Origin of the sequence: Rhodococcus olei, from assembly GCF_039540555.1 — a bacterium.
Classification (GTDB): Bacteria; Actinomycetota; Actinomycetes; order Mycobacteriales; family Mycobacteriaceae; genus Rhodococcus_G; species Rhodococcus_G olei.
Genome location: NZ_BAABFB010000057.1, coordinates 1 through 20,921, shown reverse-complemented (window position 1 = coordinate 20,921; position 20,921 = coordinate 1). Strand labels below are relative to the sequence as shown.

At 66.0% G+C, this 20,921-nt stretch carries 21 protein-coding genes; 5 read left to right on the top strand and 16 right to left on the bottom strand.

Features of this window, described 5'->3' with window-relative positions:
- Nucleotides 1–40: 40 nt before the first annotated feature.
- On the bottom strand, nt 41–1,018 hold the full coding sequence (locus ABD951_RS18280) for a hypothetical protein (RefSeq protein WP_345348076.1): 978 nt from the start codon (nt 1,016–1,018) through the stop codon (nt 41–43).
- Between the two features lie 144 nt (nt 1,019–1,162).
- Here ABD951_RS18280 and ABD951_RS18275 point away from each other — a divergent pair, with 144 nt between their 5' ends.
- The 4 genes from ABD951_RS18275 to ABD951_RS18260 all read left to right on the top strand — a co-directional run bounded on the left by ABD951_RS18275 (nt 1,163) and on the right by ABD951_RS18260 (nt 3,419).
- Nucleotides 1,163–1,411 (top strand): hypothetical protein, encoded by a 249-nt coding sequence (locus ABD951_RS18275; RefSeq protein ID WP_345348073.1) that lies wholly within the window; start codon nt 1,163–1,165, stop codon nt 1,409–1,411.
- Between the two features lie 249 nt (nt 1,412–1,660).
- On the top strand, nt 1,661–2,140 hold the full coding sequence (locus ABD951_RS18270) for an N-formylglutamate amidohydrolase (protein WP_345348070.1): 480 nt from the start codon (nt 1,661–1,663) through the stop codon (nt 2,138–2,140).
- Between the two features lie 176 nt (nt 2,141–2,316).
- Nucleotides 2,317–3,033, top strand: a complete 717-nt coding sequence (locus tag ABD951_RS18265) for an SOS response-associated peptidase (protein WP_345348068.1) — start codon at nt 2,317–2,319, stop codon at nt 3,031–3,033.
- Nucleotides 3,030–3,419 carry a hypothetical protein gene (locus tag ABD951_RS18260; protein ID WP_345348065.1) on the top strand — a complete coding sequence of 130 codons (390 nt, stop codon included), beginning with the start codon at nt 3,030–3,032 and terminating at the stop codon, nt 3,417–3,419. Before ABD951_RS18265 ends, ABD951_RS18260 begins: the two co-directional genes overlap by 4 nt.
- Nucleotides 3,420–3,595: 176 nt before the next feature.
- Here ABD951_RS18260 and ABD951_RS18255 read toward each other — a convergent pair whose 3' ends face one another.
- The 13 genes from ABD951_RS18255 to ABD951_RS18195 all read right to left on the bottom strand — a co-directional run bounded on the left by ABD951_RS18255 (nt 3,596) and on the right by ABD951_RS18195 (nt 17,961).
- A complete protein-coding gene (locus tag ABD951_RS18255; protein ID WP_345348062.1) occupies nt 3,596–4,426 on the bottom strand; it encodes a fumarylacetoacetate hydrolase family protein in 831 nt (276 codons plus the stop codon).
- A 109-nt stretch (nt 4,427–4,535) separates the two neighbouring features.
- Nucleotides 4,536–4,955: an acyl-CoA thioesterase gene (locus ABD951_RS18250; RefSeq protein ID WP_345348059.1), complete on the bottom strand. Its 420-nt coding sequence runs from the start codon at nt 4,953–4,955 to the stop codon at nt 4,536–4,538.
- A complete protein-coding gene (locus ABD951_RS18245; RefSeq protein ID WP_345348056.1) occupies nt 4,952–5,854 on the bottom strand; it encodes a beta-keto acid cleavage family enzyme in 903 nt (300 codons plus the stop codon). Before ABD951_RS18245 ends, ABD951_RS18250 begins: the two co-directional genes overlap by 4 nt.
- Entirely contained in the window at nt 5,851–8,013 is a 2,163-nt protein-coding gene (locus ABD951_RS18240) for a hydantoinase B/oxoprolinase family protein (protein WP_345348054.1), read from the bottom strand. Before ABD951_RS18240 ends, ABD951_RS18245 begins: the two co-directional genes overlap by 4 nt.
- Before the next feature lies 1 nt (nt 8,014).
- A complete protein-coding gene (locus ABD951_RS18235; protein ID WP_345348051.1) occupies nt 8,015–10,126 on the bottom strand; it encodes a hydantoinase/oxoprolinase family protein in 2,112 nt (703 codons plus the stop codon).
- A 48-nt stretch (nt 10,127–10,174) separates the two neighbouring features.
- Nucleotides 10,175–11,431, bottom strand: a complete 1,257-nt coding sequence (locus ABD951_RS18230; protein ID WP_345348048.1) for an MFS transporter — start codon at nt 11,429–11,431, stop codon at nt 10,175–10,177.
- 64 nt (nt 11,432–11,495) lie between these two features.
- On the bottom strand, nt 11,496–12,644 hold the full coding sequence (locus ABD951_RS18225; protein ID WP_345348045.1) for an alpha/beta hydrolase: 1,149 nt from the start codon (nt 12,642–12,644) through the stop codon (nt 11,496–11,498).
- Between the two features lie 2 nt (nt 12,645–12,646).
- Nucleotides 12,647–13,468 carry an SDR family oxidoreductase gene (locus ABD951_RS18220; protein WP_345348079.1) on the bottom strand — a complete coding sequence of 274 codons (822 nt, stop codon included), beginning with the start codon at nt 13,466–13,468 and terminating at the stop codon, nt 12,647–12,649.
- A gap of 54 nt (nt 13,469–13,522) precedes the next feature.
- On the bottom strand, nt 13,523–14,728 hold the full coding sequence (locus ABD951_RS18215; RefSeq protein ID WP_345348042.1) for an NAD(P)/FAD-dependent oxidoreductase: 1,206 nt from the start codon (nt 14,726–14,728) through the stop codon (nt 13,523–13,525).
- A gap of 3 nt (nt 14,729–14,731) precedes the next feature.
- Complete coding sequence (locus ABD951_RS18210; RefSeq protein WP_345348039.1) at nt 14,732–14,923, bottom strand: ferredoxin; 192 nt, start codon at nt 14,921–14,923, stop codon at nt 14,732–14,734.
- A gap of 5 nt (nt 14,924–14,928) precedes the next feature.
- Nucleotides 14,929–15,453: an aromatic-ring-hydroxylating dioxygenase subunit beta gene (locus tag ABD951_RS18205; RefSeq protein WP_345348036.1), complete on the bottom strand. Its 525-nt coding sequence runs from the start codon at nt 15,451–15,453 to the stop codon at nt 14,929–14,931.
- Entirely contained in the window at nt 15,450–16,856 is a 1,407-nt protein-coding gene (locus ABD951_RS18200; RefSeq protein WP_345348033.1) for an aromatic ring-hydroxylating oxygenase subunit alpha, read from the bottom strand. The genes ABD951_RS18205 and ABD951_RS18200 overlap by 4 nt, the downstream gene beginning before the upstream one ends.
- A 22-nt stretch (nt 16,857–16,878) precedes the next feature.
- Entirely contained in the window at nt 16,879–17,961 is a 1,083-nt protein-coding gene (locus ABD951_RS18195) for a VOC family protein (protein ID WP_345348030.1), read from the bottom strand.
- Between ABD951_RS18195 and ABD951_RS18190 the strand changes: the two genes are divergently transcribed.
- The gene (locus tag ABD951_RS18190) at nt 17,962–18,894 is read left to right on the top strand and encodes a LysR family transcriptional regulator (RefSeq protein ID WP_345348027.1); all 933 of its coding nucleotides are present in this window, start codon (nt 17,962–17,964) and stop codon (nt 18,892–18,894) included.
- Between the two features lie 44 nt (nt 18,895–18,938).
- Here the strand turns inward: ABD951_RS18190 and ABD951_RS18185 are convergent, their stop codons facing one another.
- On the bottom strand, nt 18,939–20,072 hold the full coding sequence (locus ABD951_RS18185; protein WP_345348024.1) for an IS630 family transposase: 1,134 nt from the start codon (nt 20,070–20,072) through the stop codon (nt 18,939–18,941).
- Nucleotides 20,073–20,171: 99 nt separating this feature from the next.
- Nucleotides 20,172–20,921, bottom strand: a 750-nt coding sequence (locus ABD951_RS18180) for a transposase (protein ID WP_345348021.1), incomplete at its 5' end; no start/stop codon positions are given.

Sequence of the window (20,921 nt, the reverse complement as noted above, 5' to 3'; positions counted from 1 at the left end):
CCCGGTCGCGGCCGCCATCGACCGGGTCGACCAGTGACTGTCACCGCCCGCCGGCAGTTCCTCGAGGGTCCCGGGTCAACTCTGCCCGGTCTCGTTCGGCTGATCCTCGGGGCAGGGCGAATCGGAGGAATCGGCGGAAGTCGATGTCGGTGCGGTCGCCGTCGCGGATGTAGTCGGCGAACAGCAGTGGCCCGGCGGCCGGTTCGCCCGCCAGGAGCAAGGGCTGCCCGTGCCCGACCATGCGTATCGCGCGGAGGCCGGTGATCGGGTGCGGTCCGGGCTTGATCCCGATGTTGAGGTGCACGCCCGCGGCGGGGCCGTCGTCGGCGATCTCCTGGAGCAGGTCACGCATATCCGGCGCCTGCGCCAGGACGAAGGTGGCCAGGTCGATGGTCACCAGCAGTGGGCGGTCGGTGCCCGTACGAACTCGCTCGCGCGCGTCGGAGATCAGACGTCGGTGCTCGTCGACGGTGGTGCTGGTCCGCTGCACGTGGGGGAAGAACAGCGTGTGGTCGATCTGCTTGGGGTCGACCATCCAGGTGTCCCAGCCGATTCCGTACGCGACGAGGGCGAAGACCGCGAGCAGGTGGGTGCCACCGGAGCCGGTGGTGTGCTCCACGGCGTTGTCCTTGATGTCCCCGATGAGCGCGCCGTGCTCGGTCTCGAACAGGGGCACCACGGTGGTCGATGGAGAGGGCGCGCCGTCACGCGGCCGAGGGAACGGCAGGGGAGTCAGGCTCGACGTGGTCACCTCGAGTCGTTGGCCGGCCGTCGGGCTGACCTCGGGCGTCTGCGCGGTGGGGAGATCGGTGCGGGCGCCCTGTCGGCGGACGACGCGGCGGACCTGATCGGCAGGGTAGGCGCTGACGCGTTTGATGCCGCGGCTCGCGAGCAGCGCACGGGCCCGGGAGGTCGACACATCCCAGTAGTCGGCGACCTTGTCGATCGGCCAGAGAACGGACTCGAACAGGCCCGGGCGATCGCCGTGCGAGCTGGTCGGATCAGGAGAGGCAGCCACGCGGGGAAACTTACGATCGGAAAGCTCGTAAGTCAATCAGATTCGCGAGAAGATTTCTCCAAGTGCGTGTTATCGGGATTCTTACTGATCTGCGACTGCGACGTCGACGCACCCCGACACTTCAGCGGCATCGAACTGTGTCACATGGTGTCGCAGAAGCGTCGCAAAGTGAACATCAGCGACGTCCTCGCCCCCATCACTCAGGCTCAGCCTGGCGCGTCCCTCGCACTGATCGCCTGTGTGGCCGCGGTGCCCCTCGTGATTCTGATCATCGTGGTCTACACCGTGGTTGCGGCGGTCAAGGAGAACGACTCGACCACCTACGACCGCATCATCGGTCTGATCAGGGTCAGCCGGCGCGGGCCGGGCGCCGACGAGGATCCCCGGAGCTGACGGTGCCGCCGGCGGGCGGCTCCCACGTGCGAGCTAGTCCCCTTGGCGACGGTCCCCGCACCCGTTTGGGTGCGGGGACCGTGGTCATTCCGCCGGAGTCCGGTTCATCCAGTCGTCGAGGATCTGCTGGAGCAGGCGGCCGCGGCCGCCGTGTCACTCCGGGGACGTGTCATATACGCAGGTAACAGGGCATTTCTTGCCACTGGGCCGCCGCCAGTGTCGAACCGGGCCGCCAGTAACCTCGGCGAGGTGCAGACCGACCGAGGCCTCCTGGCTGCCCGCATCCGTGAAGCGCACCGGCTTCCCTCGTTCACCACCGGTGCCATCGACGACAGCCCCAGCACCGTGGTGGCCGAAGCGCTCGCGACGGAGAACGTCACCCTGACCGTCACGATCACCTCCCGGCAGTTCGCCGTTGGGCCGGGGCGATGGGATCCGGCCGCCGCCGGAACCGTCGTGACGGTGACCGTCGCGAGCGCCGACAGCGCGTCAGGCGCCCGCCGGCACGTGGAATCGCACGAGCCGGAGGCGTGGGCCCGGGCGGTGTTCGCCGAGTTCGACGACGGTGCCCAGCGGATCTACTTGCTCGGCGGCATCGACCCGGACACCGGACGTCCCGAGCACGGCCTGGTCGCCTACCGCCTCTACCTCAACGAGCGCGCGACGCCGATCCGGGTTCCTCCGCAACTGGTCGGCACGCCCCATTACTGGATCGGATCTCTGCACTGAGTCGGATGCGCGGGGCTGAGGCGTGGTCCAAGGAGGAGGGGACGTGTCATCACCCCATGTCAGACTTGGTTTTCGCGGCGAGCGCAGGCGCGCCGGTCCAACGAGATCGGATGCGTCGAGTGCCGGCTGGGTGACGATGGTGGCGACAAGGTTCGATCGCGAGAGGGGAGCGGGCGGTGTGCGGACGCTACGCGTCGACCAGCAGTCGACGGGATCTGGTGGCTGCCTTCGACGCGACCGAGACGGTGGGCGAGGAATTGCCGCCGTCGTACAACATCGCGCCGACGCAGCGGGTGAACGTGGTGCTCGAACGGCCGCCACGTGAGGAACCTGATGCCGCTCCGGTTCGGCAGGTCAACAGCACGCTCAAGTGGGGCCTGGTGCCGTCGTGGGCGAAGGATCCGAAGATCGGCTCGCGCATGATCGATGCCCGATCGGAGACGATCACGCAGAAGCCGGCGTTCAAGGCGGCCGCAGCCCGTCGCCGTTGCATCCTGCCGGCCGACGGGTACTACGAGTGGATGAAGGGCGAGGACGGGAAGAAGATCCCGTTCTTCCTGCATGTGGACGACCCGATCGCGATGGCCGGCCTCTACGAGTTGTGGCCGAACCCCGAACTGCCCGAGGATGACCCGGGCCGCTGGCTGTGGACGTGCACCGTGTTGACCCGGCCGGCCACCGACGCGACGGGGTTCGTCCACGACAGGTCCCCAGTGATCCTCCCGGACACGTTCATCGGCCTGTGGTTCGACACCACCCTGCCCGACCGTGACGACGTCGACGCGCTGCTTAACTCGGTGCCCGAACCGCACCTCGAACCATACGAGGTGAGCACCGCGGTCAACTCTCCGCGCAACAACCGGCCCGACCTGCTGACGCCGGTGCACCGGTGACCTGGCAGGGCCACCTTGTCATCACGCCGATCATGGTGGCGCCGGTGGCCGCCATGTGGTTCATGTGCGGCCTGCCCGCCGTCTTCTTCGTGTGGGGTCTGCCGATCGCCGCTGTGGCCGGATTGCTGATCGGGGTGTGCGCACTCGGCGGTGCTCGGGTTGCGGTCAGGATCGCGAGGGCGACGGCACCGCGGCCGTGGCAGTGGCAGCAGTTGTTCGCCCTCTGCGTGGGGTTCTCCACGCTGCTGCTCAGCGTCCCGGTGACTGTGTGGCTCGGCGCCGCGATGGTGCTCGCGCCCTGCTTGATTGCCGCGGTCGGGTACATGTGCGCGCTGCTGATTTGCCCACCACTCGATCGGGCGATCGCCGACATCGCGCAGACGTAGAGGACTGTGGAATTGGCAGCGGCGATGCCCGCCCACTGGGCTCCCATTCCACCGGCGATCGCCGACGCCGTGCGGGCGAGCCCAACCGGGCAGGTGCTCTTCGGTGACTATGCAATGTATTTCGAGTGATTCGATCTCGGCGCAGGCAGCAACGTCGAGTTGCATCGAGCGCTCCGTCACGTCTCCGCGACGACCCGGTTGGTGCACGCGCCGAGTCCGGCGATCTCCGTTGCGACGGTCTCGCCGCCGACGAGGTACACCTTGGGGTCCCGGGCGTGGCCGACACCGGAGGGTGTGCCGGTGGCGATCATGTCGCCCGGGTTGAGCCGGATGACCGTCGAGACGTACCGAACCAGGTGGACGGGGTCGAACAGCAGCGTACCGGTGTCGTCGTACTGCATGACCGTGCCGTCGACGATCGTCTTCACTTCGAGCGCGGGCCGGACACCCCCGACCTCGTCGGGAGTCACAACGTAGGGCCCGACGGGGGTGGAGGAGTCCCAGATCTTGCCCTGGGTCCATTCGACGGTCCGGAACTGCCAGTCGCGCACCGACACATCGTTCATGACGGTGAAACCTGCGATGGCGGCGACGGCCTCGTCTTCGGTGGCCCGGCGGACCGGCTTGCCGACAACGACCACGAGTTCGACCTCCCAGTCGAGCGCGTCGGTCTCGGTGGGTTTGACTATCGGATCGTTTGCGCCGATGAGGCTGTCGGCGAACTTCGTGAACAGGGTTGGGTAACAGGGGAGGTCGCGACCCATCTCCTTGATGTGGTCCGTGTAGTTGTGGCCGACACAGATCACCTTCGACGGTTTGGGCACTGCGGGAGCGAAGTCGGCGCCCTCGGCCGGCCAGGTCTCGCCCGAGGCGCCGGTGGCGATCGCGGGCCAGTCGTCCCGGGCGAACAGTGCGCCGAGGTCGTCGTAGCCGAGGTCGACCAGGGTGTCGCTGTCGAGTCGGACGGCGCGGGTTCCACCGTTGACGCGGAGGGTGGCGAGCTTCATCGGATGGTTTCCTGACGGTAGAGGTGGGGTGCTTCGATCGAGAAGCGCCCCGGCCCGCAGGCCGGGGCGCTTCCGGCTTTCGTAGCGGAGAAGCGCAGGACGACGCAGGTCAGCAATGACTTCCAGCTGGTTGACCAACGCCCGTGGACGCGGGAGCAATGCGCTGCAGGGTGTCCCGGAGTTTCTCCGGAAGCGGTGCTGGACGTGCGGATTCCCCGAGATGAATGACGGTGTGCGACCCGGTCACAGCAACCTCGTCGCCACTGAGGATCCGCCACCCGTAGGTGATCGAGGTGTTGCCGAGCTTCTCGACGTGGAGTTCGACGACGTACTCGTCACCGTCGACGAAGGGACGTTCGAACGTCGCGTTCACCACGCGTCGCGGGAACCGGACGATCGGAACTCCAGCGGCACGGTAGATCTCGTGCTCGGCGTTCTCAGCCCACTTGAGCGCGGCGGTGTAGTGGAAGCGTCCCGAGGCGTCTGTCTCGGAAAACGTGACCACTCCTCGCGACCGGTACCCGCTCATGCGGATACCGCGTCGAGCTGTGCGAGACCGAGCATCTCGCGCGCCTCGGCCGGAGTGGCGACCTCGTAGCCGAGCTCTGTGATGATGCGCACGGCGCGTTGCACCAGCTCGAGGTTGGTGGCCAGACGTCCGTGCGAGTAGTAGAGGTTGTCCTCCAATCCCACTCGCATGTGTCCGCCGAGAAGCAGACCGTGCGTAGTGGCCGGCAACTGGGTGGGGCCGATGCCGGACACCCCCCACACGGTGCCTTCCGGAAGGTGTTCGACAAGCATCTGCAGGATCTTCGGTGTGTACGGCAGGCCACCCTGGAACGCGCGGTGCCCGCCCAGCACGATGTTGCAGTAGTACGGCGCCTTGTCCAGACCCTCGGCGGTCAGTGCCGTGAAGTCGGACAGGATGTGGCCGAGGTTGAAGACTTCCCATTCGGGCTTGATGCCGCGCTTGGCCATTTCCCCGGCCAGCCAGCGTGAGCGTTTCGGCGTCGTCGTGACCAGGTGCTCACGCCCCTCGAAGGTGGCGGTGATGGTGTGCGAATCGAGCGTTGCCATCTCGCAGCCGACGCCGTCGATGCCCTTGATGCGTTCGTGCCAGTCGAGTTCCCACAGGTCCTCGTTGAGGCGGATCGGCAGGTCGCCGTGGATACCGCCGCCCGTCGAGTTGTTGATGACGATGTCGGTCCGGTCACGGATCAGGGTGTTGATCTCCGAGTAGACGTCGGGGTCGCATGTGGCGAGACCGTCGGCGCGGCGGGCGTGCACCGCCACCACGCTGGCGCCGGCCTCCCAGCAGCCGGCGACGTCGTCGGCGATCTCCTGCGGTGTGGTGGGCAGGTGCGGGGACTGTGCCTTGGTGGCCATGCCGCCGGTCGGCGCAACGGTGAGGATCACTTTTCGGGTCATCGGTCTTCTCCTGTGAGCGAATTCGTGTCGAGGTCGAGATCGTGGAACGGGTGCTCGTCGCGCAGGTGTACGTCGACTGCGAGGAGCGCACCCGTTGCGGGGCATGCCCAGCCCGTCACGGCGAGGTCGGTGTGGAGGTGGGCGCCTGCTGTCGGTGGCAGCGTCATGGCGAAGCGGTGGGCGCCGTCGCGCCAGCGGGTCGATCCACTGGACAGCACGGCGCCGTCGGTCGTGCGGACTTCCCACGTACCCGATGTGTTCGGTGCCGCGACGAGCCGGTCGCTGAGCCGCACCCCATTGTCCGCAGGGTCGTCGCTCACCGGGATCGGGTCCGGGATCGAGCCCGGGTCGACGCCCAGACGCGCCGCACGGATTCCGCGCCGGGCCGCAGCGGTGGCAACCGGGTCGACCTCGTCTGCGGAGTCGGTGAGCACCACACCGTAGGTTTCGAGCGCGGCGGCCACGCCGACGACCCCGTATCGGATGTCGTCGAGCACATCTGCGACATCGCGGTCGAGAGGGTCCCCGAGGCCGCCACCCCCCTGCCACGTCACCTCGAACAGATCGTCGGGGGTGATGGGAAACGATCCGGGTTTCGGGCCGAGGTTTCTCGATGCGCCTCCGGATTCGCTGAAGCGTTGGTGGATCAGGCCGCCGGGGAGTCCGCCACCGATCCCCGCGGAGTTCGGGACCTCCGCGCCGTGGGTCATGACGAGGGCTTCGGCCTGCGGCACCGATACGGTCAGCCCCACCTCCGCGCCGAGCCCGCCGCGGCGTCGGCCGGCGCCACCGGTGTCGGGCGCGAGCCGCCGGTAGTGGTAGAAGAGTGGATTCTTCTGCTCGTTGACTTCGACGTCGGCGATGGATGGACACGGCGCGTTGATCGGCCCGGCGGCGTTCTGCCCGTCGTGGTCGCCGAATGCGCCGAAGCCGCCTGCCAGGGGATCCATGAGGTGGAGGCCGAAAACCTTGTGGTGGCGGTCGCGTCCCGACAGGTTGAACGTCGCCATAGTGCCGCTGCTGACGGCCTGAGCGCGATGGGCATGGTTCGGGGAGGCAAGAAGCAGCCGGTTGAGCGCGGCGGAGACGACGTTGCTCACCGTCCACACGGCCTCGACGGTCGCCGAGCCGACCGGGGCGGGAGGAACCGCGGTACACACCAGCCCGTCCGGCGCGGTGATCTCGACCGGGCGCAGCATCCCCTCGTTCCAGGGGATCCCGAATCCGAGGGTGGGGATGACGGCACCGGCGACACCGCCGGCGAGCCCCGCCCGTGAGCAGTTCACGAAGCCCTGGGCCTGACGGGACGATCCCGAGAAGTCGAAGTGGAGCGAGTCGCCGCGCTTGGTCAGCACACAGTCGATGACGTAGAGGAGGTTCTCGTGGCCGTCGTGTTCGAGGAAGTCCCGGGTGTGCACGACTCCGTCCGGCAGCTCACGCAGCCTCGCCCGGACGAGCACTTCCGCGTCGTCGACCATCGAGTGCATCACCGACAGCAAGGTGGGTGTGCCGTAGCGCCGGGACAGTTCGGTCAGCCGGTCGTCCGCAACGTTGAGGGTCGCGATGAACGCGCGGATGTCCAGACCGACCTGCGCGGGAAGGCGCGATGCGGTGAGGATCATGTCGAGCACGTCTTCCCGCAATTCACCGCCGTCGACCAGTTTGACCGCGGGGATCCGTAGGCCCTCCTGCCACACCTCAGTGGCCTTGGGTGACCAGGACGCGAAATCCATACCACCAAGGTCGGTTTCGTGCGCCATGACACCGGCCCAGCCGAGGAGTTCGCCATCGACGATCAGCGGAGCACACATCTGAACGTCGTTCTGGTGCAGCGCGCCGACGAAGGGATCGTTGCCGATGATCCGGTCGCCGTCCTTGAGTTTCGTGCCGTTGGACAGCAGGTGCCGGATGAGCGAGCCCACCGGAGGGGCCTCGAAGGTGACCTGATGTCCCATGGTGACGAAGGAGCCGTCGGGAAGGTAAATGCCGGTGAAGAAGTCGCTCGCTTCGGTGACCGTGGGGCTGCCGCTGACCGATTGCAGCGCGAGGCGCATCTGGTCGGTGACCGCGATCAGGCGTGAGCGGACCACCTGGCGGATCACGGGGTCGGTGTTGGCGCCGTCCAGGGAAACCGGGGCGGCGTCGATCGTCGCTGTCATGTCAGTTCACTTTCACGTGGATGAGGCCGGAATCGTCGGTGGTGGCGATCGAGCCGGGAGGTACCACCACGACGCAGCCCGGGAGCGAGATGAGCGCGGGTCCGGTGATCTGCTGTCCGCTCGCCGGCGAGCGGACCTCGTACACCGCGGTGTCGTCGGGGTTGTCGGCGTCGTCAAAGACGACGGGTCGCGTGCCGACCTTCACGAACACGTCGCCGCCACCCCCGCCTGTGACGTCGGTGGCGGGCAGTGCGGCCACCGATCTCACGGACAGGATCTCGAAGCCCGCCTCGGTGAAACCGGATCCCGCGCCCCACAGCTGCTCGTACTCGCGTTCGAAGTCGTCGAGGAGGGCTTTGACGGCGGTCGTATCGACAGTGTCGGGCAGGGCGATGTCGAGATGATGTGCCTGCCCGAAATACTGGACCGAAGCGACGTTGGTGACGGTGGCGCGTTCGGAATCGGGAATGGTCGCGAGCGCACGTTCGCGGGTCTCGGCGAGTGCTGCCACGATGACCTTCGCATCGTCGTCACTCGGGCCCGTCTCGGGCAGGATCCGGCGGTAGGCGGTTCGCGATGCGGTTGTCTTCAGATCGGAGGTTCCCGCACCGAAAGCCGATGCGGCTGTGGCGGTGGCCGGCACGACGAATCCGGATAGCCCGGTCTCGCGGCACAGCGCCCACGCGTGCGAGGGGCCACTGCCGCCGCCGGCGACGAGGGTGAACTCACGGGGATCGTGCCCGCGTTCAATGGTCACTGCACGCAGCAGGTCGGCCATGGCGTTGTCGAAGACGACCCGGATGGCGCGGGCTGCCTCGACGGCGGACAGTCCCAACGGCCGCCCCACCTTGTTCTCGATCGCCGCGGCTGCGGCGTCGCGGTCGAGGACGATCCCGCCGCTGCCGAACTGAGCCGGGTCGAGGACACCGAGCACGAGGTCTGCATCGGTCGTGGTCGGTTCTGCGCCGCCCTTGCCGTAGCAGACCGGGCCGGGCTGAGCCCCGGCGCTACGAGGCCCAACCGAGAGCACGCCGCCGTCGACCGAAGCAATCGACCCGCCGCCCGCACCGATGGAGGCGATGTCGATGCTCGGCACACGCATGTCCGCTCCGCCGAAGGTCACCTCATCGCGCATCAGTGCGATGCCCCCGACGACGACGCCGACATCGAAGCTCGTACCACCGACATCCATGATCAGCACGTTCCGAGCGTCCAGTTCGGCACCGAGTTTCTGGCCGGCCACCACGCACGATGCGGGACCGGACAGCAGGTTCGAGACGGGACGCTCGGTCACTGTCCGGGCGGGGACGACGCCTCCCGCGTTCGTGGTCATCATGATCGGCGCCGTCATCCCGAGCGCGGCCAGTTCGTCTTCCAGGCGCGTGAGGTAATGGCCGGCGATTGGGCCGAGCGCTGCATTGGCGACTGTGGTCGAGGCACGGGCGTACTCGCCGACGGATGGTGCGATCTCGTGAGAGAGCGACAAGAAGACCTCGGGAAGCTCGCGTTTGATCAGTTCCGCAACGGTCCGCTCGTGGGCCGGGTTCTCCGTTGCCCACAGCAGGCACACAGCCACAGAGTCGACCTTGAGCGCGCGGAGTTGCTCGATTGCGGCCAGTGCCGAGATCTCGACCAGAGGGGTCCGGATGAGTCCGTCGGAGTCGACGCGCTCCTCGACCTCGACGACCCGAGTGCGTGGGACGAGCGGTGGGATCCGTCCACGCAGGTGGTAGTCGCCCAGTTCCAGACCCTGAAGTCCCGCGGTGCCGCGACGGAGTCGGCCGATCTCGAGGACGTCACCGAACCCTGCTGTGGTGATCAGGCCGGTCCGTGCGGTCCGTCCGGTCAGCAGGGCATTGAGGCCGACGGTGGTGCCGTGACCGAATCGGGTCACCTGCGAGCACAGCTCGCGCACATCTTTCCCGACCGTTCGGGCGGCGACGCGCAGCGCGTCGACGACTCCCGTCACGACGTCGAGAGTTGTCGGAGATTTGCACACCCACGATTCGCCCGTGGGTGAGCGGAGCCAGAGATCGGTGAAGGTGCCGCCGACATCGGTGCCGATGGTCCAGCCTGCGGGGTCATGCTCGACGGGTGATGCGTTTACTTTCAAGGTCTTTGTCTCCAAGTTGGTGCCGAGAAGTCTGTTCGACAGACTCGATCAGGTTGTGACATAGGTGGGGTCGGATTGAGACCGGTGGTCGTCGTTGTCATCGACGAGGGGACGCCGCCGGGGCAGGGTGAGCAACGTGGCCGCGCCGGCGGCAAGCATGACGGCCACAGTCACCAGAGCGCCCCGGTAGTTTCCGGAGTGGTCGTAGAATGCGCCGGCCCAGATCGGGCCGATCGACACCGCAAGTGAGAACACCGAGTAGATCAGACCGTAGATGAACCCGTAGCTCTTCAAGCCGAAATAGTGACCACAGAAGAATGCGATCAGATCGGCCTCGGCGCCGAAGGAGATTCCGATCATGATCGCCGCAACCGGAGCCAGCGCCGGCCCGCTCCACATCAGCAGGAGACACCCGGCAGCGGTGGTCAGGAACAACGGGGCCGCCACCAGCGGTGCGAAGAATCGATCGACAAGGAACCCGACACATAGGCGCCCAGCGATGACACCGAGACCGATCAGTCCCGCGATGCTGGCCGCGGCCGTGGCAGAGACTCCGGCGTCGGTGAGCATCGGAACCATGTGCGGAATGACCGCGGGTATGGACCCGCCGACAAGAACGAACCCGACGAGAAGTGTCCAGAACGGTCGGGATTTCAGCGCTGCACTGCGGGTCGCGCCGTTCAGTGTCGCGGGGTGCACTGTCGCGGGGGCCGTGCTGCGCAGCCCGAAGAATGCGAAGGGAAGGACCGTCAACGACAGCGCCGCGAGGGCAAGGAACCCGGCGCGCCATCCCCATTGCTGCACGACAGTATTCACGAGAAGGGGCAATCCCAACGCTGCCAGGCCCAACCCCGACAGACTGATTCCCAATGCGAGTCCACGTGAGGTGAAGAAAGAGGAGTTGATCACCTTGGTGTAGATCACCGAGGTGGTTCCGGCACCCAACAGTCCCGCCAGGGCGAAGAGTAGATGAAAGTGGAGTAGCTCGCCCTGAAAGCGGCTCAGCAGCAGCAGCGACAATGTCAGGCCGGGGACGGAAACGAAAGCGATCGGCCGCGGGCCGATTCGATCGAGCAGCCATCCCAGCGGCACCGTCGCGACGGTGAGGACCACGGTTGTGTAGAGGAACGAGGACGACACAGCGGTGCGCGACCAGCCGAACTCGTCCTGGAGTGCTCCGGTGAACGAACCGAGGCTGTAGAAGAGCAACGCGGTCACGCCGACACCGGATCCGACTGTCGCGGCCAACAGGGCCGGCCATCCCGTCCGGAACTCTGCGTAACGATTCGTCATGGTTGTGCTCATGGAGTTCTCGCGATCTCGCGGGCAGCCGACTGGACGATCTGGGTCGTGCTGCAGGTGGGCAGGGTCAGAGGCGATCGGCGATCCAGTCGGCGATGTAATTCGCGGGAACCGCCTCGTTGTCGGCACCGGCGTGCGCTGAGCCGCCTTCGGCCCGGTTGAAGACCTTGAAGAACCGATCGGGACTATTCACGGCGTTCTCGAACTCGGGTACGGCGAATTCCATCGGTATCTGCCGGTCGTCTTCACCATGGGTGACGAGGAACGGCACGGTGATCTTCTCGACGACACCCTCGAGCGTCATCTGCGGTGCGAACGCCATGAAATCGTCGAGGGAATCCTTCCCGAACACCCACTGGACATGGTCCCAGTAGTGCGGGACCGGGTTCTCGCCTTCCCGCTGGAGACGGCGCTTCTGTAGCTCCCCCCAGTTGTAGTTGGCGCCCCACACCGCGCACAGCTTGAACCGCTTCTCGAATGCGGCCGCTCGCGGGGCGTAGTAGCCGCCCAACGACACCCCACTCATGCCGATGCGGTGTGGGTCGACGTCGTCGCGGGATTGCAGATAGTCGACCGCTGCGCTCGCCCAGCGTTCGCTGTTGTGTACGGCGGGCATCGAGCGTTCGCGTAGTGCCGCGCCGGTGCCGGGCTGGTCCACACACAGGGTTGCGATGCCGCGGCGCGCCAGCTCGCGAGGCAGCCCGAGCCGGAACAGCATCTCCTTCATCGAGTCGAGACCGTTGCAGAACACCATCACTGGGTGTCCACCAGCGGGAGCCTCGCCGTCGCCTGGCACGAAGATCGCGGGAAACGAGACATCTTCGTAGGGAACTTCCACAAACTCGGCTCGTTCGCGTCCGTGCTCGAGTGCGAGGGCGAAGGTATCGACCGACTTGCGGTACGCCTCCTGTCGCGGGCCGTAATCGCGACTCTGCATGCGTTCAGCAACAAGATAGTAGACGGACGCCCGCGCGTACCGTGCCGCTGCGGACAGCGGGTGTCCGTCGGCGAGGTCCTGCTCGGCGTACCGCACGAGGCCGTCGGCGAAGTCGCACCAGGACTGGAAGAACTTCTCGGTGCCGGCGTCGTCACCGTCCTTCGCGATGTCGGCAAGCGGGGCGCAGATCTGGTCGATCTCTCCGATTTGTCCGCCGCAGTTCATCGCGATGCTGACCGACAGGCTCCAGACGTAGTTGGTGGGGAAGTAGCGGTACATGATTACTGGCCCACCCGATCTGCAACGCCGTTGCTGATCACGGCACGATTGAACAGTCCCTGGTCGGCGATGATCGTCTGGCCGGTCATCGTCGTGTTGTGTCGAGATGCCAGGTACGCGTACAGCGGCGCGTACTCCTCCGGCGTCGGCAGCGTCGGCGTGAGGGTCAGCGACAGGAATTGATTCGTGAAGTCTTCGACGGGAATGTCGGATTGCTTGTTGTTCTCGAGGCCGAGGGCGCGCGGCCCCTGCAGTTGGCTGCCGGCGATACCCGAGGGAGCAACCCCGTTGACCCGTACCTTCGGTGCGAATTCGAAAGCGAGCTGGTTGATCACGCTGCGCACGGCACCCTTCGCCGCGGTGTAGAACAGGCCGCCTCCATCGGCCGCGTACGCGGCGGTGGAGGAGGTGAACACGATGGCGCCGTCGGTCTTCTCCAGTTCGTCGACGAACACCCGCGCCGCCAGGATATAACCGAGGACGTCGACGTGCAGGACCTCGTCGAACACTTTCTCGATCTGCTCGGTGGGGATGTCGCGCAGTGGAATGTTGCCGTCGAAGATGCCCTGAGCACCGATGAGGGCGTCGATGCGGCCGAAGCGTTCCAGGACGGCGGTGCGGGCGGCCTCGAGGTCCTCGATACGGGTGACGTCACCCTGAACCAGCAGGACGTCGTCGCCGAATTCGGTCGCGAGGTCGGTCAGCTTATTCTCAGAGATCTCGAGGATCGCCACCCGAGCGCCCTCTCCGAGGAAGTGGCGGGCGATTCCGAGACCGAGTCCCGAGCCGCCCCCCAGAATGAGGACAACGTGGTCGTCGAGCATCTGCATGAGGTGGTTTTCCTTGTCACGAGAAGAGCGGAGGGTCAAATGGGGAAGTCATGCCGTCGCGGCGGCGCGGGCGGCGTCGATCGAGGCGCCCGAACGCAGGAGTTTCTTGAAATTGCGCAGGACACGGACCCGACCGCAGATCGTTGCGCCGTGCAGGTCGCCGTCTGCGGTGTGGGCAACCACAAAATCGCCTGAGGCCACATCGCCTTCGACGACGATGTCCGAGTCACCCGGCCGGCGTTCGCCGATCAGATGAAGGGTGCGTCCGTACTGCTCGGTCCAGACGTACGGCACCGCGGTGTAGGGATTGTCCGCCCCACGGGCGAGGTTGATGCCGACGTGCCGGCCGTGCTCGACGGCGTTGGTCCAGTGTTCGAATCGGCGATGGCGGCCTAGGTGGGAGTCGGGGACAGTTGCGACGTCGCCGGTCGCCCACACGCCCGGGACGTTTGTCCGGCCGGCGGCATCGGTGACCACACCCGCATCGAGGGCGACCCCTGAGCCGATCAGCCACTCGGTGGCAGGATCGCTGCCGATACCGGCGAGCACTGTGTCGGCCTGAAGTACGCGGCCGTCCGACAGCTCGATGTCGTACCCGTCCACCCTTTCGACGACAGCGACCGTGGGCGCCCCGAGTTCGAGCGTCGTGCCGTGTGCACGGTGCAGGTCGCGGAGCCATCGAGCGACCTCGTCGCCGACGAAGGGTGCCAACGGCAGGTCCAGCTGGCCGAGGACGCTGACCTCGAGGCCGTGTGAGCGAAGGGCTGCGGCCACTTCCAGGCAGATGAATCCGGCGCCGATCAGGGTGACCGGGCGCCCGCGGGCGGCGAGCGTTCGTGCGGTCTCGAGGTCTGCCCGGGTGCGCAGGGTCGGCAGGCACGCGCCACCGGAGGTCACGAGTGGACGGGCACCGACACCGGTGGCGATGACGAGGTGCCGCCACTCGATCGTCTCGCCCCAGCTGGTGACGACCAGGCGGCGATCGATGTCGAGTCCCACTGCGCCGTGACCGGCGAGGAGGTCGATCCTTCTGTCCGCCAGGTGGTCTGCGGTTCGAAGGGGTGCGGGTGCGATGTGCTCCTTCGCCGCCAGCAGCCCTTTGGACAGCATGGGCCGGTCGTAGCCCGGGTTCGACTCCTCGTCCAGGACCACGATGGGCCCGGCGAAGCCGCCCTCGCGCAATCCGTCGGCAGCGGCGAGGCCCGCGGCCGAGGCTCCCACGATGACGACGGTGTCGTCGGTGGCGGAGGTCATCGGTCAGCCCTCGACCAGCGTGAGTGCCTGCGCCGGGCAGGCGCGGACAGCTTCCTGGACGTCCTCGAGGTCATCGTCCGTGAGCACGTTGCGGGTGACGATCGCGAGCGGGCTGCCCGCGGGTATAGCGAAGACGTCAGGGTGGATGCCGACGCAGATTCCGTAGGCGGTGCATCGGCCGGGGTCTACGGTCACGCTGGTCACAGGAACACTCCCAGATTGGCGGTCTTGAGGCTGGTCTCGGTCAGGATCACTTCGCGGACGAGAAGGCGGGGACCTTTGTCGGTCAGCCGAATTCGGTCGTTTCGGCGGCACGGGATCAGATCGAAATGCACGTCGATACCGCGTTGGCGGTAGAGCAGTAGCGAGCTGTGTGCCTCGACGACGTCGGACTCAGACGTCGGGACGACTTCGATGCTGCCGACCAGTCGCATCGTGCGCGATGGCGGAACCTCGGAGTAGGCGTGACCGGTGTTCAGGCGTGCCACCCGGGTTCGCACGTGCGCCTTGGTGTCTCGGATGCGCCAGGCGGCACGGTTGATCTCGTTGCTGCGCGGCTCCGCCGACTGCCGCGACGGGACGGTATAGAGCAGGTCGTCGTCGAGGAGGTCGAGCCATTCCTCTTCGCGTCCCTCGTCCAGCAAACGGGCCTCGTGTGCCAGGAACTGTGCGATCACGGTGTGGGTGACAGGGTCGACGGCGCGCGACGTCGCGGCGGCGGTCATCGTGGTGTCCCTTCGGAAGTTGTCGCGGTGACCTGCTCGCCCTTCATGGCACGCAGCCACTGGCGCAGGAAGTTGAACTGCACGTGTTCGCCGTAGCCGGTGTTGCGGTGAATTCCCGGTCCCGGCCAGTTCGGGTCGGGGGCTTGGTCGACGGGTGAGTTGTTGCCCTGCTGGTAGTTGAACTTCAGACCTTCCTTGCGCATCCACGGGCTCGCCGCGGCGCGCTGGACGCCCTCCCAGGCGACCGTGTCGTCCTGTTCGTAGAGTCCGGCGGAGCCGAAGCAGTACTGGCCACCGACATAGTCACGTTGCGCAGACTGCGCGTCCTGGAAGTTCCAGACGAACTGCCAACTCCAGAGTTCGAGCTTGCCGGGCGCCACCGGCTGCCATTGACGGAAGCTCGTGAAGACTCCGGGCGGGCCGTCCGGCAGCGGAGAGAAGATGCGGATGAAGCTGAGGTTCGGGAAGATGGTACCGACCGTCGGGGGCTGGTGTTCGGCCACGAACTGCTGTGTCTCGTCCAGATCGCTGAGGTCGAAGTGCTCGACATAGCCCGGGATGGCGCCGTAGCCCCAGTGGGTGAAGGAGGGACCGATCGCCTCTGTCCATGCGTGGCCGAGAAATGTGTGGCCGTTTTCGAATTCGTAGGTGCGTCCGATCTCGCAGGTGCCCTGTAGCCCCTCGATCAGGTCGACCTCCTGGATGCTGGCGTGCAGCGTCGGCAAGTGGTAGACGTCGCCGGCGAAGTTCTCCCCGGCGGTCTTCCAGTCACCGTTGACCAGGTAGCGTTCGGGCGGGCCTGCGACCCGCATACCGTCCGGATGCAGGGCGGTGATCAGATCGAGCATCCATCCCGCCCCGCCGAGCCACTCGTCGAGTGGAGGGACGTCGTCGGTAAGCGATGCGAAGATGAACCCGTTGCGCGAGTCGACTTTCGCGGCTCGTTTCAGACCCCACTGATTCGGGTCGAGGGGCTCACCGTACGCGCGGTGCATCAGCGGTGTGCCGACGAGTTTTCCGTCGTTGGCATAGGTCCAGCCGTGATACGGGCAGGTGAAGAAGCGTGAGTTTCCCGCGTCGGTCTGGCAGACCTGGGTACCGCGGTGGCGGCAGTAGTTCGACAGAACGTTGATTCCGCCCTTGCCGTCGCGGGTCACGATCACAGGGTCGAGCCCGATCTTGCGTTGAACGAAGTCCCCTGCCGCGGGGATCTCGCTTTCGTGAGCAACGAAGATCCAGGTGGTGGTGAAGATCCGCTCCATCTCGGCGCGGAAGACCTCGTCGTTGTTGAAGATCTCGGCGGGAATCAGATCTTCCTGCATGTCCTTCTCGACCCGGTCGAGAAGGACATCGAGCGGCGTCCCGAACGCGGACGTCGAATGGGATTCGTTGGTGATGGTCATCTTGGCCTCTTGTCGGCGTGGGTCAGAGCGGGGGAGCGACGAATACGCCGCGATCGGGGTCGTTGTGCATCTGCTTGGCGACAAACTCGTTCATCAGGTTCGCCGTGCCCCACTGGTCGATGTGGTCGGGCGTGGTCACGTCGTAGACCGAGGGGTGGTGGTGATCCCAGTCGACCGTCTCGAGTTCGGTCGTGTATTCGACGCAGTTGCCCGCCTTGTCCATGAAGTACGAGAAGGTGTTGTCGCCGGCCTTGTGACGTCCCGGTCCCCAGACCTTCTGGATCCCGTCACGGAGCAGTCGACCCGTACCTCGCAGGTACTCGTCGACGCCGCGCATCTCGAAGGAGATGTGGTTGACCGCAACGTGCGGTCCACGGGAGACCGCGAAGGAGTGGTGCCAGTCGTTACACCGCAGAAACCACATGAAGTCGCCTCGGGCGCCGAGGCACAGTGTGTCCGAGAGCTTGAAACCGAGATACTCGACGTACCAGGCGACGGTCCGCTCCGGGTTGTCCGAGTTGACGACGAAGTGCGAGAGTCGAACCGGGATCGACTCGCGCTGGTCGATGGAGCGGAATCCGCGCGTGGTGACATCGGACGAGACCTCGACGACACGACCGTCGCCGTCGAAGAACCGAAAGCCGTAGCCGCCGCCGGGGGTGTCGAGCTTGCGGGGTTCGTGGACGAGCTGCACACCCCTCCCCGCGAGGTCGGCTGCCAAGGCGTCGACATCCTCCGCGCGCGCGGCGCCGAAGGCGACGAGGTCCAGTCGCTTCGCGTCAGCCTTCCGCAGACGGAGGACATACTGCTCGGGTGAACCTTCGGCTGCCAAGAAGTGGACACCGGTGTCGGAGTCTGTGTGGGTCAGGCCCCACTGGTCTCGATAGAACGCCAGCTGACGATCGAGATCCGGTGCCGCGATCGCCACATGGCGCAGATGGGTGATCAAGGGCTTTGTCACGTTATTTCCTCCTGGGATGGCGAGAACCGCCGCGATCCGACGGGTGTCGTCTGCCGCTTCAAGCGACGGTAAGTGACCCCAATCACCGCGTACAAACAATTCTTTGAGATGTTTGACATTGATTTGATCGATTAATGTAGGCATATGGATCTTCGGCGAATAGACCTCAATCTGCTCGTGGCCTTCGACATGCTCATGACCGAGCGCAGCGTCACGCGCGCAGCTCAGCGCCTCTCGGTGGGGCAGTCTGCGATGTCATCCACCCTCGGACGGCTCCGGAAGCTCTTCGACGACCCGATCATGACCAGGGACGGCCGCACACTCGTCGCGACGCCGCTCGCCGAATCCTTGGCCGAGCCGGTACGTGATCTGCTCGTCGACATCGAGAACGTGCTCGCCCTGCGAAACGAATTCGATCCCTTCACCGCCGAACAGACGTTTTCGATTATCGCCAACGACTACCTGATAATGACGTTCCTCCAGCCGCTGATCGCCCGACTGTCAACCGAGGCGCCCGGCATCCGCCTGCGGATCTTCCCCACCGGAGACGATTTCGCCGACCAACTCCGGCGACACCAGGTAGACCTCCTCCTCATCCCCCAAGAGGCGTTCGAGGAACACGCCGAGTTCCACCATCACGTGCTGTTCCAAGACCGCTACGTGGTCGCAGTCGATAAGGACCACCCCGATGTGGCAGATGAAATTACCCTCGAGCAATTCAGCGAATTGCCGTACCTGGCAGCATCTTCCGGGCACCTGCGCTCATTATCGGAGATGCAGCTCGACTTCCTTGGAGTTCGTCGAAACACCGAAATTACGGCAGGTTTCGGTACCGCACCGTTCCTACTCAAGGGCACCAGGCTGATCACCCTGGTGCACGAGCGACTCGCGCGCAAGGTTCATGAGGCCGCAGGGATCCGGCTACTCGAACCGCCGATAGCTCGCCTGCAGCCGATTACCGAGATCATGGCGTGGACCAATCGGACCGACGCCGTCGCGGGCCACCGGTGGCTTCGCCGAATGCTGATCGATCTCGCTGACGAGTACGATGGCGACCCGGCCCATTCAGGGATATAGCCGCGCGTCGATTCTTCCGGCGGGGGACTATCTCTAGTGCCACGTCACGCAATGTTTGCCCTGTTGACGATGTCGCGTAGCTTCTCGTCGGCAGCATGCCTGTTCCGCCAGATTATGTAGCGGCGGATCATGCTGGCCTGCTCCTTGTGCCTGGCGTGGTCGGTGCCGTCGAGCGCGAAGTACCGCAACGCGGTGAACTGCGCCTCGATCCGGTTCAGCCATGAACTGTTCGTAGGGGTGTAGGCGATCTCGACGTTGTTCGTCTCCGCCCACCGAGCAACCCGTTGGCACCTCTTCGTGGTCAGGTGGGGTGAGAAGTTGTCGCAGACGATCGCCAGGCGGACCTCCGCCGGGTAGAGGGTGCGCAGGTATCGGCAGAACTCGAGGAACTTCGTGCGGTTCTTGGTGGGCTTGACGTGCCCGTAGAGCTTGTCGGTGCCGAGGTCGTAGGCGGCGAACAGGTGTCGCACGCCGTGCGGGCGGGTGTAGGTCGCACGCCGCCGGCGCCGCGGCTCCCGCTCCGGGTCCTTGTGCTTGCCGCTGCGCTCGGCCCACTGCCGACCCGGGTGCGGCTGCAGATTCAACGGGCCGAACTCGTCAAGGCAGAACACGATCTCCGGCTCCCCTTCCTCGGGGACGACCTCGCCGTCGGCGATCGCGTACAGGTGCAGGGCGCGAGCCTTCTTCACCGCATACTCCGGATCCCGAGATCTCTTCCAGGTCTTCACTTTTTGAAAGGAGACACCCTCCTCGCGGAGGAGCACGCGCAGACCCTCGTGACTGATGTCGTCGACCACCCCCTCGGCGACCAGGAACTCGGCGAGCTTGCTCAGACTCCAGGTCGAGAACGGCAGGTCGTGCTCGGTCGGGGTGGACTTGGCGATCTTCTTGATCTCGCGGCGTTCGGGCAGCGTGAACGTCTTCGGTCGGCCGCCGGCGTATTTCGGGTACAGCGAGTCGAATCCGTCGTTGTTGAAGTTGTGGATCACGTCGCGGACCCGGTCGGCGCTGGTGAAGGCGACTTCGGCGATCTTCGCCACCGGCATGCCCTGCGCGGAGAGCAGGATCATCTGGGCGCGGCGCCAGGTCACCACCGACCCGGTGCCGCGGCGGATGACCCGCACCAGCCGCCGACCTTCATCATCGTCGAGTTCTCGCACTCGTACTCGTTCTGCCACCCGACCAGGCTGGCCGATGCCGTGGGCGACACGCCGCAACCGGTCGGCGTGTCGACCGCAACAGGGCAAAGGTTCACGGGTGCGGCACTAGCTCCTCTGTCAAGCAGCGGTAGGAACGGCGGCTGATGACTGGTCTGCGATCATGGCGCGGTAGACGACGTCGGAGAGCCGACGTTTGAGGATGCGCAGCGCTTCCATGCCGCCGTCTCCGTTGGCTTTGCGCCGTGACAGCAGTGCTCGTGCCTCGGGATGGCACCGGGCCTGGGTGAGCGCGATGCGGTGAAGGGCGGCGTTGATCTGGCGGTTCCCGGTGCGCGAGAGACGATGTCGGGCGTGGTTCGACGACCACACCGGCAACGGTGCGGTCCCGTTGTGGCGGGCGAGGGCGTCCTTGGAGCGGAACCGGTCGGCGCCGGCGGTCTCGCCGATCGACTTGGCCGCTGTCAGGGGTCCGCATCCGCAGATGGCCAGCAAGGACGGCGCCAGCGCGGTGGTCCGCGAGGTGATCTCGGCGGCGAGCTCGTCGATCTCGACCGTGAGGCGCCTGAGTGCGCGACGAGTCGGGTGGCCAGGGCTGCCACGAGCCCCGTGAACGTTGCCGCGTGCGTCTCGACCTTCTCGAAAGCGCTGGTCCGCTCGAGTTTCGTGGGCGGTGTCCAGCTCGGGTCGAGTTCGTGTAAGTGCCAGCGCAGCCGTGCGATGATGCGAGTGCGTTGATGCGTGCTTCCAAGGCGACCTCGTCGTTCGGCGGTACGCGGCCAACGCGGATCCGCTCTTGCTGCCCTGCGTCCACCGTCTCGACCGCGTGTAAGCGGCCCGCGATTCAGAGATGCGGCAAGAACGGAGCAG

Excerpts from the sequence above, each read along its gene's own strand:
- ABD951_RS18275 (WP_345348073.1), top strand. The coding sequence starts at position 1,163 with ATGGTGTCGCAGAAGCGTCGCAAAGTGAACATCAGCGACGTCCTCGCC.
- ABD951_RS18200 (WP_345348033.1), bottom strand. The coding sequence starts at position 16,856 with ATGACCATCACCAACGAATCCCATTCGACGTCCGCGTTCGGGACGCCG.
- ABD951_RS18205 (WP_345348036.1), bottom strand. The coding sequence starts at position 15,453 with ATGACCGCCGCCGCGACGTCGCGCGCCGTCGACCCTGTCACCCACACC.
- ABD951_RS18225 (WP_345348045.1), bottom strand. The coding sequence starts at position 12,644 with ATGTACCGCTACTTCCCCACCAACTACGTCTGGAGCCTGTCGGTCAGC.
- ABD951_RS18190 (WP_345348027.1), top strand. The coding sequence starts at position 17,962 with ATGGATCTTCGGCGAATAGACCTCAATCTGCTCGTGGCCTTCGACATG.
- ABD951_RS18255 (WP_345348062.1), bottom strand. The coding sequence starts at position 4,426 with ATGAAGCTCGCCACCCTCCGCGTCAACGGTGGAACCCGCGCCGTCCGA.
- ABD951_RS18215 (WP_345348042.1), bottom strand. The coding sequence starts at position 14,728 with ATGACCTCCGCCACCGACGACACCGTCGTCATCGTGGGAGCCTCGGCC.
- ABD951_RS18245 (WP_345348056.1), bottom strand. The coding sequence starts at position 5,854 with ATGACCCGAAAAGTGATCCTCACCGTTGCGCCGACCGGCGGCATGGCC.
- ABD951_RS18250 (WP_345348059.1), bottom strand. The coding sequence starts at position 4,955 with ATGAGCGGGTACCGGTCGCGAGGAGTGGTCACGTTTTCCGAGACAGAC.
- ABD951_RS18240 (WP_345348054.1), bottom strand. The coding sequence starts at position 8,013 with ATGACAGCGACGATCGACGCCGCCCCGGTTTCCCTGGACGGCGCCAAC.
- ABD951_RS18220 (WP_345348079.1), bottom strand. The coding sequence starts at position 13,468 with ATGCTCGACGACCACGTTGTCCTCATTCTGGGGGGCGGCTCGGGACTC.
- ABD951_RS18230 (WP_345348048.1), bottom strand. The coding sequence starts at position 11,431 with ATGAGCACAACCATGACGAATCGTTACGCAGAGTTCCGGACGGGATGG.
- ABD951_RS18195 (WP_345348030.1), bottom strand. The coding sequence starts at position 17,961 with ATGCCTACATTAATCGATCAAATCAATGTCAAACATCTCAAAGAATTG.